This window comes from Apilactobacillus micheneri, from assembly GCF_006493595.1.
GTDB classification, from domain to species: Bacteria; Bacillota; Bacilli; order Lactobacillales; family Lactobacillaceae; genus Apilactobacillus; species Apilactobacillus micheneri.
In genome coordinates, this window is the sequence record NZ_QUBI01000017.1 from 1 (window position 1) to 638 (window position 638).

Consider the following 638-nt stretch of genomic DNA (forward strand, 5'->3'; position numbering starts at 1 on the left):
GTTGTTATTAATCAAAGCTAAAGTTACACGTCGATAACCATAGTTTGGATTAAAACGTTTAATTTTAGTAATCATCTTTTTTAATTTAATATCTTTATCGTGTTCTTTTAAATGACGATAGTAATAGCTTCTACTTACACCAATACTCTTTAAAATGAATGATATGGAGAATCTTTTAAAATAATTAATTAATTTTTTTATGTGATTAATAATAGCTCCATGTTCTTGTTTTATTTGTTCATAACGATAATTAATTAGATAATAATTAACTTTATTCTTTAAAGATTTATTCAACGATTTAAATTTAATATTATTTGATTTCATTTTTTTAGGGCCACGATTAGTGTATAATCCAGTTAGGCCTTTAGTCTCCAATCTTCGCTCCCAAGCAAAGATGGTGCTCGGGGCTGATATGTTGAAGAAAAGTGCTGTTTCTGGATACGAACTGTGGTTAGTGTGCATCCAATGCAGCACTTTTCGTTTATAATTTCCAGAATATACTTTAATTGGTTTTCTTACAATCAAGCCTTTAATGCCGAAGGCATTATACATATGAATCCAATTTAAAATAGTTGTTCTACTTTTAATATTATATTTTTTAGCAAGACTAGTAGAACCAATTCCTGCAGAAAAATATT

At 27.7% G+C, this 638-nt stretch carries 1 protein-coding gene; it reads right to left on the minus strand.

What is annotated here, in order from left to right:
* Positions 1-638: helix-turn-helix domain-containing protein (locus tag DY123_RS07540; protein WP_140936552.1), on the minus strand; the 638-nt coding region annotated here is incomplete at both ends.